Raw genomic sequence first — 10,338 nt, 5'->3', positions numbered from 1 at the left:
CGACAAGTCGGACAGGCTCCTAGGCTCATGTCCGGTCGGTCCACGCCGGCTCGCGTGCGCCGAGCCCAAGCCAGCGCAGATCCAAGGCATAGGGCGTGAGGGCCTCGGGCGGCGGCGCGTGCAGTGTCTCCGGTGCTGGGTGCGATGCGGGCTCGACGACGCAGCGCTCGGCGCGTCGCGCGGCGGCCTCTGCGAGGTCGGCGGGGAGACCGTCGTAGCCGCCACCGCTCGGTCGCCAGTCGTGCAGGGTGGCGTGAAGGGCATCGGCGTGTGCCGGATGCCACAGCGTCAGCGACAGCGGGCCTTGGGCGGGCAGTGCCGGGTGTAGACCTTGCCGGGGCACGAAGCTGCGATAGCGCAGGCCGAAGACCTTCGCCGACCCCTGCGGGTCCTGCTCCAAGCGCCAGGGCAGTCGAACCCCGCCGACGGCGATCCGCCAGTCGGCGAAGTCATCCGCGGCTGTCCCCTCGACGGCGCGCAGGCGGACCTCCACGCGCGTCGTGCTCGCATCCACGAGGCGTGAGGTCTCCTGATCCTGGCGACCGACATCGCCGATCAAGGGCCAGAACTCCACCGCGCGACGGATCGTCAGCTCGCAGTCCCGATGCCGCACGCGGGCGATCAGACGCAGGCCGTTGCGCCTCAGCAGCTCGGCCAAGGGCGTCCCGAGGCCGAGGCCCGCCGCGTTCAAATCGTCGAGCACCTCCTCGAGGTCGCGCTCGAGGTAGTAGGGCAGGGCGTAGCGGTCGTGCAGCTCGTCGCCGTGATCACGCAGCGGGACGTCGAAGTCTCGGGCACAGAGCATCGCGATGATGGCGCGCAGCAGTGCGGCGAGCGCCGCGGCGCGCTCGGGGCTGTGCTGCATGCGCAGTGCACGGAACTCGACCAGACCCAGCTTTCCGCGTCCGGGGATATGAGGGTTCCAGAGCTTCTCGATGTTGAGCTCGGCTCGATGGCTGTTCCCGATGGCATCGGTCAGCAGTTGCGACAGTCCCGACCACAGCGTCTCGGCATCGGGGGGCGCTCCCCGCTCCAGCAAGGCGAGTGCGAGGGCTAGCTCGCGGAAGGCGTCGCGCCCGCGCTCGTCGGCGCGCACCGCTTGCCCGGAGCCGCCGATGTGGTCGTGCGCAAAGAGATAGGAAAGAGCGGGGTGTCGGTTCAGATAACGCACCAGACGCGGCAAGACATGCGGCGCGACGAAGAAGGGGCTCTCCTGCGGGCCGGGTCCACCGAAGGTGATCTGTCCGCCGCCGCCCGAATCCGCGACCGAGCCGTTGTAGTAGAGACGGTAAGGGGCGAGTCCGAGCTCGGTGGTGGCAGCATAGAGCGTGCGCGTGGCGGCAAGCAACCCGGTCACGTCGGGATAGGGCGCCATGTTGATCTCGATCACCGCCGGATCCGGTGTGATCGTGGTCCAGGCGACGCTCGCATCGACGGGTGGCGGGTGGCCGGTCAGCAGGAGCGCCGGCAGGCCGGCGTTCGTGGCCGCCGTATCGATTGCGGCCAGACAACGCGCAAATTGCTCGACCGACTCGCATTCGGGCAGCTCGATCCGGGCCACCTTCGCACCTTGCCAGTTGATGCGGTCGAGAACGAAACAGGCTAGTCCGTGCGCGGCAGTCAAGTCGTCGGGCAACGGGTCCGCGAGTGCCGGATCTCCAAGCATTGACTCGGACAGGCCGGGATTTCGATCGTCCTCGCCAGGCGTGCCGGCGTCGCCCGGAAAAAGGGCGAACACCTGGAGACAGCCTTCGTCACCGGCGACCGACGTTGCCCGGCAGCCGATCCTCCGCAGGCTGGCACAGAGCTCGCTCTGCAGGACGCCGAGATCGCAGTCGCTGTTCGTTGTCGTTGCGAGTACGGGGTCCGGCGGCCCGCGCCAGACCGGCGTGCCGTCGCGCCGGGCGTAGAGGCCGAGACTCCAGCGCGGCCGATCCTCGCCTGGATACCGACGGCCTTGGGTGCGCAGGACCAGGCCGCCCATGCGGCTCTGCAGGGCGCACAAGAGTTGCTCGGCGCGTTTTTCCTTATCTTCTCCCAGGGCGGTGCTCAGCCACTCGGGGGCCTCGGAAAAGCGATCGGTGAAGGTCGGCTCGGTGCCGACCCAGATCGCTGGACCCATGGCCGCGACAGCTTCGTCGTGTGTGCGAACGGCGCGATCGAAGTCCGTCGTGTCCCAATCCTGCAGGCTCATCGCCCGGCCTCTGCGCGTGGTCTTTTCCCCCTGCGGTACTGCCTCGGACGGTCGTCGGCGACGAGGCCGAAGCGCGATGCGACGAACGCCGTGGTGACCGGCCGGGATTCAATGCTGTGTGCAATCGGCGTGATCTCGGAGTGCATGCCCGGCAACCTTGCAAAGCCAGGGTATCGGAATGATCCCCGGTCGATCCAGCGCCGGATCATGCCATGGCTCAAGGCGAAGGCGACAGTCCCGCGGCAGCCTCCGGGGCTTGCCCGAGCCTCCCAACGGGACTAGCATCGACTGCGGAATCCGCGCTGAAGGACTGAATCTTCGCCTTCTTTTTCCCTGGACCCGAGTTTTTCGGTGTTCGGAGCCGCAGGCGGTCCAGTCACCAGCGGTCATCCCTTTCTCCGTCGACGAGGGACCCTCATGCCTCCGAGCAGCGCGTCCGCGACCCGGTTTCAGGTGGAATTGATCAAGCCGTCGCACTACGACGACAACGGCTATGTGATTCAGTGGCTCAAGGCATGGATCCCGTCCAACTCGCTCGCGAGCCTCTACGGGCTGACCTGCGCTGCAGACCGATCCGGGGTTTTGGGCGAGGGCGTGCGCATCGAGGTCAACGCCTACGACGAGACCAACACGCTGGTTCCGGTGAAGCGGATCATCGGTCGCATCCAAGCCAACGGTGGCCGGGGTCTGGTGTGCCTGGTGGGAGTCCAATCCAACCAGTTTCCCCGCGCTATGGATCTGGCGCGACGCTTTCGGGCGGCAGGACTCCAGGTCGTCATGGGCGGTTTTCACATCAGCGGCTCCTTGGCGATGCTTCCGGGCATCCCCCCGGAGCTGCAGGAGGCCATGGATCTGGGCGTCAGCCTTTTTGCCGGCGAAGCCGAGGAACATTTTGCCGACCTCCTCCGGGCCGCCGACGACCGGCGTCTGGAGCCGCTTTACAATCACATGGCGGAGCTTCCGGACCTGCAGGGCAAGACCATGCCCTATCTCCCGCCCGAGGTGGCGCGGCGCTATGCCCCCATGCCCGGCACCTTCGATGCCGGACGCGGTTGTCCCTTCCTCTGCAGCTTCTGCACCATCATCAACGTGCAGGGTCGCAAGTCGCGCTTCCGCGACCCGGGCGACATCGAACGGCTGCTGCGCGCCAACCTGGCCCACGGCATTCGCCATTACTTCATCACGGACGACAACTTCGCGCGCAACCGCAACTGGGAGCCGATCTTCGACCGCATCGCCGCGCTGCGTCGCGAGCTCGGGGTGAAGCTCAACTTCACTATCCAGGTCGATACCATGTGTCACACCCTGCCGGGGTTCGTGACCAAGGCGCGGGCAGCGGGTGTGTCGCGGGTCTTCATCGGGCTGGAGAGCGTCAATGCGGACAATCTGAAATCCGCGCACAAGAAACAGAACAAGATCGCCAACTACCGCAACATGCTGTTGGCCTGGCAGCAGCAGCGCGTGACCACCTATTGCGGCTACATCCTGGGCTTTCCGGACGACACGCCGGAACGCATCCTGAGCGACATCGAGACAATCAAGCGCGAGCTGCCGCTCGACATCCTGGAGTTCTTCTGTCTGACGCCGTTGCCCGGCTCCGCCGACCATCAGGCGCTGCACGCGCAGGGCGCGCCGCTCGACCCGGATCTGAATCGCTACGACCTCGAGCATGTCTGCACGACCCATCCGCGGATGAGCGCGCAGGAGTGGCAGGGCGTCTATCGCCGCGCCTGGGACAGCTACTACTCGATGGCGCATCTGGAGACCCTGATGCGGCGTGCCGCGGCCTTCAACCGCAATCCGAAACGCATCATGGAGATTGCACTGGAGTTTTACGGCTGCTTCAGGTTCGAGCGGGTGCATCCGCTGCAGGGCGGGTTTCTGCGGCGTAAGGTCCGCACGGAGCGGCGCTCGGAGCTGCCGATCGAGTCTGCCTGGGTCTTTTATCCGCGTCGCGTTCGGGAGATCGCGACCACCTATGGCGGTTTGATCGCCTACGCCTGGCGGGTGTGGCGGCTGTATCGGCGGGTGAAGCAGGACACGCGGCGGCCCGACTACCGTTATATGGATCAGGCGATGGAGCCGGTCGAGAAGACGCCCGAGGAGCAGGCTGAGGCGAGTCTGGATGCAAGGTCGGCTGCCGCGTAACCGCAGCAGTCCGTGCGGAGACCGAAGGCGCGCCCGATGCGCGTCCTCCGACCTCCGGGTGGTGCGTTACGCCGAGTGCGCGTTCAGCCACTTCCCGATGGCGGGTGTGACCTCTTTCTGAGCCTTGCCGCTGACATAGATACCGATGTGGCCGCCGGGGAAGGCAAGCTCGGTATAGTCGCTGCTGCCGGTCAAGCCCTTCAGCGCCTTGGAGGCATCCGGCGGTACCAGGTGGTCCTGCATCGCATAGATGTTGAGCACCGGGCAGGTGACATTCTTCAGATCCACTTCCTGACCCGCCAGCATGACGCCGCCGTTGATGAAGCCGTTGCGCTGATAGAAGTCCTTGATGAACTGACGGAAGGTCTCGCCGGCCTGATCCGGGCTGTCGAAGATCCACTTCTCCATGCGCAGGAAGTTCTTCACCTTGTCCGGATCATCGAGCACGTCGACCATGTTGACGTACTTCTGACCGGTCAAGCTGAAGGGCTTGAGAGACAGAAAGGTCCAGTTCAACAGCTCGCCCGGGATGTTGCCCATGGTGTCGACTGCGAGGTCGATGTCGACGTTCTGCACCCACGCCGACAGCAGGTTGTCCGGGGTCTTGAAGTCCACCGGGGTGACCATGGTCACCAGGCTGTTGACCTTGTCCTGATGCATCGAGGTGTACATCAAGCTGAAGGCACCGCCTTGGCAAATGCCGAGGATGTTGATCTTCTCGACGCCGTGCGCCTCGCGGATGTGATCCACGCAGCGGTCGATGTAGCCGTTGATGTAGTCGTCGAGCGTGATGGCGCGGTCGGCCTGATCCGGATAACCCCAATCGATCAGATAGACGTCCTGCCCGGTCGCCAACAGACCCTTGATGGTCGAGCGGTCTTCCTGGATGTCGGTCATGTAGGGCCGATTGACCAGGGCGTAGACGATCAGCAGCGGGACCGGGTCGGGGGTCACGCCTTCGGGCGTGTCGTAGCGATAGAGCACCAGCTTGTCTTCGGTGTAGACCGGCTCCTTCGGACTCACGCCGGTGTCGATCTTCTCGGCGTTGAGCAGGTTTTCCATGCCTTGACCGAGCTTGCGGGAATAGTCCAGCATCTCTTGGGTCAGCTTGTCGGGCCGGATATCGATCGGCATCATCACGGTTCGGTTCCTCGCGGTATTCGTTGGATACGCGTCTGCGGCACCCGGTTCTCAGGGGAGCGCAGTGCGTGTGATTTCTGTGGTGACGGCCCGAGCTAGTCGGCGGTCTTGGTCACGGCCTTTTTGCGGACCGGCGCCTTGGCGGATGCAATGGACCTGATGGCCGTTGCGGGCGTCTCGATCGGGGTACCGGCGAGGGCTGCCACCTGACGCTCGAGCGTGCGCAGGCTCTGGCTGAGCTTCTTGTTCTCGCGCCGGGTCTCCTGCAGCCGATCCTGAAGGGTGCGCAGCTCGTTGCGGCTCGGCATGTTCATGGCGCCGAGGTTCTCGTCGACCAGCACCGCCATGCGCTTCTTCAGGGCCATCTGGGCGTTGACCAGGTGACCGTGGATCTGGGCGTACTCCGGGGTCGCGACCTCTTCGGCGTAGACCGCCTCGCAGCACATGACCCAGTTATCGTAGAGCGCGCGGGCCGAATCGATGCTCTTGCCGCTGTCAAGGATACTCTGGATGTAGCCGCCCATCCGCTGCACGGATTTGACGCCGAGCTGTGCATAGAAGCCGTTGTATTCCTGCAGCGCCTTTTGATAATCCATGGAGGCGCGGATCAACTCCTGATACTGCCCCTGTTCCTCGCGGGTGTAGCCCAGCCCGGGCGCAGACAGCACACGATTGAAGCTGTCCTTGACCTGGTCGTGCGGCATGTAGCGCAGGGCATCGCCGGGCATCGGCGACATCGAGGACATCATGCGCTGCCAGTTGTCGAGCGGCATCTCCCAGAAGGACATCATGCGTTGCATGACATTGCCGTTTTCGTCCAGCGAGCCGCTGAAGCTCTTCTGGATGTCTTCAAGCGCCTTGGTCCAGAACGCCATGCCGTCGGTCGGGGAGGCGGTGTCGCCCGGCTTGCCGGAGGCAAATGCCTCGCCGAAACGGAAGAAGACCTTGCCCTGCTCCATCATTTTTTCCATAAAGTTTTTGGAGGCATCCGGGGCGGCCGGCGCAAGTGCCTTCCACCAGTTGTCGAGCGCGCTCTCCCAGGGATTGGTGAGCTGGCCCATGCCGCCCTGCGAGCCCATCGCCTTGCGGCTCATCTCGGTCCAACTGTCCCAGTACTTGCGCTGCAGATCCATCCAGCTGTCGTTGAAAAAGGTTTCGTTGCTCATGGTTTTGCCCTCCTTCGGGTTACTTTGCAGCACACGGTAGCACGTCGATTTGTGCACTGCAACAAAGCGGCGTAAAATCCGGGTTGCTCTATCGGCGCGAGCGGGGCATTTTAGATCTTGCGGCCGGGTTTTCGCGTCACGACCGGCCACATCCGAATAAGCGTCCACTCCATAAATTCATAAGGCATTTACACCATGAGCGACAATATCGTGATCGTCGATGCGGGCCGTACCCCAGTCGGCACCTTCGGCGGCAGCCTCTCTTCACTCCCCGCGACCGACATCGGGGCCACCGTGCTCAAGGCGTTGATGGAGCGCACCGGAATCTCTCCGGATCAGGTCGACGAGGTCATCCTCGGCCAGGTCCTCACCGCCGGCGTGGGCCAGAATCCGGCGCGTCAGACGACCCTGAACGCGGGTCTTCCCCACTCCGTGCCGGCCATGACCATCAACAAGGTCTGCGGCAGCGGGCTGAAGGCCGTTCATCTGGCGATGCAGGCGGTGGCCTGCGGCGACGCCGACATCGTGATCGCGGGCGGCCAAGAGAGTATGAGCCAGTCCGCACATGTCTTGCCGCGCTCGCGCGAGGGACAGCGTATGGGCGATTGGTCGATGAAGGACACCATGATTGTCGATGGTCTTTGGGATGCCTTCAATCAGTACCACATGGGCGTGACGGCAGAGAACATCGCCAAGAAATACGAATTCACCCGCGAAGCCCAGGACGCGTTTGCGGCCGCGTCGCAGCAGAAGGCCGAGGCGGCGATCAAGTCGGGCCGCTTCGCCGACGAGATTGTTCCGGTCAGCATTCCGCAGCGCAAGGGCGATCCGGTCGTCTTCGCCACGGACGAGTTTCCGCGCCCCGGCACCACGGCCGAGACGCTCGGCAAGCTGCGTCCGGCCTTCGACAAGNNGTCACCGCCGGCAACGCCTCGGGCATCAACGACGGGGCGGCGATGGTCGTCGTGATGAAAGAGTCCAAGGCCAAGGAGCTCGGTCTGAAGCCGATGGCTCGCTTGGTCGCCTTCGCGAGCGCCGGTGTTGACCCGGCCATCATGGGTACCGGCCCGATCCCGGCTTCGACCAAGTGTCTGGAAAAGGCCGGTTGGACGCCCAAGGATCTCGACCTGATCGAGGCCAACGAGGCATTCGCCGCGCAGGCCATGTCGGTTAATCACGAGATGGGCTGGGATCTGAGCAAGGTCAACGTCAACGGCGGCGCCATCTCGATCGGACATCCGATCGGTGCCTCCGGGGCTCGCGTGCTGGTGACCCTGCTCTACGAGATGCAGAAGCGCGATGCCAAGAAGGGTCTCGCGACCCTCTGCATCGGCGGCGGGCAAGGCGTGGCGCTGGCCGTCGAGCGGGTCTGATCCGAGCCCGAGCGGGGAGTCCCCCGGCGAAGGATCGCCGGGCCCCGCAGGTCGTACCCCGTCTCGACTGGGGTACACTTCTACGGACTGAAGGACGACAAGGCCCAGATGCCCATGAACGACGAGCGCATCATCAAGAAGTACCCGAATCGGCGACTCTACGACACCGAAGTCAGTCGCTACATCACGCTCGCGGACGTGCGTGATCTCGTCATGAGCTGCACCGCCTTCAAGGTGGTCGACACGGCGAACGACAACGACATCACGCGTTCCATCCTGCTGCAGATCATGCTCGAAGAGGAAAGCGGCGGCGAGCCGCTCTTCAGCGCGACCATGTTGTCTCAGATCATCCGCTTCTACGGCGGTACACTCCAAGGCATGTTTGCGCGCTATCTCGAAGGCTCGCTGGATCTCTTCTCCAAACAGCATCACGAGCTGGTCCGCTCCTTGGGCGAGACCCCGTTCGATGCCATGACACGCATGACCCAGAAGAACGTCGAGCTGTGGTCGGAGATCCAAGGCGAGTTGATGCGCGCGGCGGGATTCGATCTCGGCGCTAGACCACGGGGTAAGACCGATCGCAAGACAACGGCGCCTGCCGACGCCGAGGTCAAAGACCCTGACGGATCTGCCTGAGCGATTGAAGATCGGTCGGCCGTAAATTCAATGCTCTTGATTAACGGATTCAGGGTTGACAGGGGTGTGCCGGACGACTATTGTGCACTGCAACAATTGCTGCACTGCACAACACATCGGAGCAACCCGCATGACGACCAACGACACCCTGAACACCGTCAACGAGCTTACCACCAAAACCGTCGAGCGCATGAACAGCCTCGGCGAGATGAACGTCCGCATCTTCGAGAAGATGTCGGCGCGCCAGATGGATGCCATGAGCCTTTACATGGAGCACGCCATGCGCATGATGAAGCTGGCGACCGAATCCAAGGGCTACAATGAGTTCTTCCAGGGCCAGGTCGAGGCCACCAAGGAGCTGAGCGAGCGCGTTCTAGCGGAAGGCAAGACCAGCATGCAGGCCATCAGCGATGTGCGTGACGACTACCGCATCTGGCTCGAAAAGAACATGGCAGAGTTCTCCGTCGACCTGCGTAAGGCTGTTCCGGCCGCCTAACTCGACAGTCGGCTCGACCCGGCAGCCCAAGGATGGGCCGCCATTCGCAAGTCCCCTACGCAGGCGGCTTGCGAATGGTTCGTGATCGGAAGATCTTGAACCCCCGCGAGCGGATCGCGCGTTGATCGCTCCGGACCGTCACAACGACACACCAATAAAGACCTGGAGGCAAGAGACATGGCTCGAATTGCACTCGTGACCGGCGGCATCGGCGGAATCGGTACCTCGATCTGTACGCGTCTGGCACAGGACGGCTGCACCGTCGTCGCCAATCATCATCCGTCCGAAGCTGCTGCTGCGGATGCCTGGAAGAAGGGTCGCGAGGCCGAAGGCTTCGCCATCGACACCATCGCTGCCGACGTGTCCTCCTTCGAGGACAGTGCGCGCATGATCAAAGAGATCACCGAGAAGCACGGCCCGGTCGACATCCTGATCAACTGTGCCGGTATTACCCGCGACAAGACCTTCAAGAAGATGGAGCTTGCGCAGTGGGAAGCGGTGATGCGGGTCAACCTGGACAGCGTCTTCAACGTAACGCGCAACGTCTGGGAAGGGATGCTGGATCGCGGCTTCGGCCGGATCATCAACATCTCCTCGGTCAACGGCCAGCGCGGTCAGTTTGGCCAAGCCAACTACTCCGCCGCCAAGGCCGGTATGCACGGCTTCACCATGGCCCTGGCCCAGGAAGGTGCGTCCAAGGGCGTCACGGTGAACACCGTCTCCCCCGGCTATGTCGAGACCGCCATGACGCTCGCGATGGACGACACCGTGCGCAACAGCATTATCTCGGGCGTGCCGATGCGCCGCATGGCACAGCCTGAGGAGATCGCCGCAGCGATCGCCTTCCTGGCCGGCGACGAGAGTGCCTACATCACCGGCGCAAACCTGCCGGTCAACGGCGGCCTTTTCATGCACTGAGGCGCGCGTCACACCTAAGCCGCGCCCGATGCCATAAGATGGCACTCAGTGGAATCGGCCTCGCTGCAGACAACAAACTCGGCGAGGCGCCATTTAGAGATCGAACGTCGGAATTCAAAACATCGATGTCTCGGGACTGCCGACGACTGGCGGAGCTCGAGACTTTCAAGATCGATACCAGTGTCCTCCTCGTCTCTCTCATCATGAGACGTTTCCAGCCCGGCTCCCCGCCGGGCTTTTTTTTATCCTAAAAAGAGCAGTTACACC

7 protein-coding genes and 1 pseudogene are annotated in these 10,338 nt (G+C 63.6%); 5 read left to right on the top strand and 3 right to left on the bottom strand.

The genetic code is table 11. The features are described from left to right. Positions 1-25: 25 nt before the first annotated feature. The gene (locus B4N44_RS11285) at positions 26-2,194 is read right to left on the bottom strand and encodes a transglutaminase family protein (RefSeq protein WP_296700821.1); all 2,169 of its coding nucleotides are present in this window, start codon (positions 2,192-2,194) and stop codon (positions 26-28) included. Between the two features lie 417 nt (positions 2,195-2,611). Between B4N44_RS11285 and B4N44_RS11280 the strand changes: the two genes are divergently transcribed. After that, on the top strand, positions 2,612-4,342 hold the full coding sequence (locus B4N44_RS11280; protein WP_296700818.1) for a B12-binding domain-containing radical SAM protein: 1,731 nt from the start codon (positions 2,612-2,614) through the stop codon (positions 4,340-4,342). Between the two features lie 66 nt (positions 4,343-4,408). Here the strand turns inward: B4N44_RS11280 and B4N44_RS11275 are convergent, their stop codons facing one another. Together B4N44_RS11275 and phaE are read right to left on the bottom strand one after the other, a co-directional pair. Next, positions 4,409-5,479 (bottom strand): class III poly(R)-hydroxyalkanoic acid synthase subunit PhaC, encoded by a 1,071-nt coding sequence (locus B4N44_RS11275; RefSeq protein ID WP_296700816.1) that lies wholly within the window; start codon positions 5,477-5,479, stop codon positions 4,409-4,411. 98 nt (positions 5,480-5,577) lie between these two features. Then, the gene (gene phaE / locus B4N44_RS11270) at positions 5,578-6,648 is read right to left on the bottom strand and encodes a class III poly(R)-hydroxyalkanoic acid synthase subunit PhaE (protein ID WP_296700813.1); all 1,071 of its coding nucleotides are present in this window, start codon (positions 6,646-6,648) and stop codon (positions 5,578-5,580) included. Positions 6,649-6,843: 195 nt separating this feature from the next. Between phaE and B4N44_RS11265 the strand changes: the two are divergent. The 4 genes and pseudogenes from B4N44_RS11265 to phbB all read left to right on the top strand — a co-directional run bounded on the left by B4N44_RS11265 (position 6,844) and on the right by phbB (position 10,071). Beyond that, positions 6,844-8,021: pseudogene (locus B4N44_RS11265) on the top strand (acetyl-CoA C-acetyltransferase). A gap of 114 nt (positions 8,022-8,135) precedes the next feature. Beyond that, positions 8,136-8,657 carry a polyhydroxyalkanoate synthesis repressor PhaR gene (gene phaR / locus B4N44_RS11260; RefSeq protein ID WP_296700823.1) on the top strand — a complete coding sequence of 174 codons (522 nt, stop codon included), beginning with the start codon at positions 8,136-8,138 and terminating at the stop codon, positions 8,655-8,657. A 130-nt stretch (positions 8,658-8,787) separates the two neighbouring features. Beyond that, a complete protein-coding gene (locus B4N44_RS11255) occupies positions 8,788-9,153 on the top strand; it encodes a phasin family protein (protein ID WP_296700811.1) in 366 nt (121 codons plus the stop codon). Between the two features lie 177 nt (positions 9,154-9,330). Then, entirely contained in the window at positions 9,331-10,071 is a 741-nt protein-coding gene (gene phbB / locus B4N44_RS11250) for an acetoacetyl-CoA reductase (protein WP_296700809.1), read from the top strand. The last annotated feature ends 267 nt before the right edge of the window (positions 10,072-10,338 follow it).

Origin of the sequence: Thiocapsa sp. UBA6158 (assembly GCF_002423035.1) — a bacterium.
Lineage (GTDB): Bacteria > Pseudomonadota > Gammaproteobacteria > Chromatiales > Chromatiaceae > Thiocapsa.
This window is presented reverse-complemented; position numbering and strand designations above follow the sequence as displayed.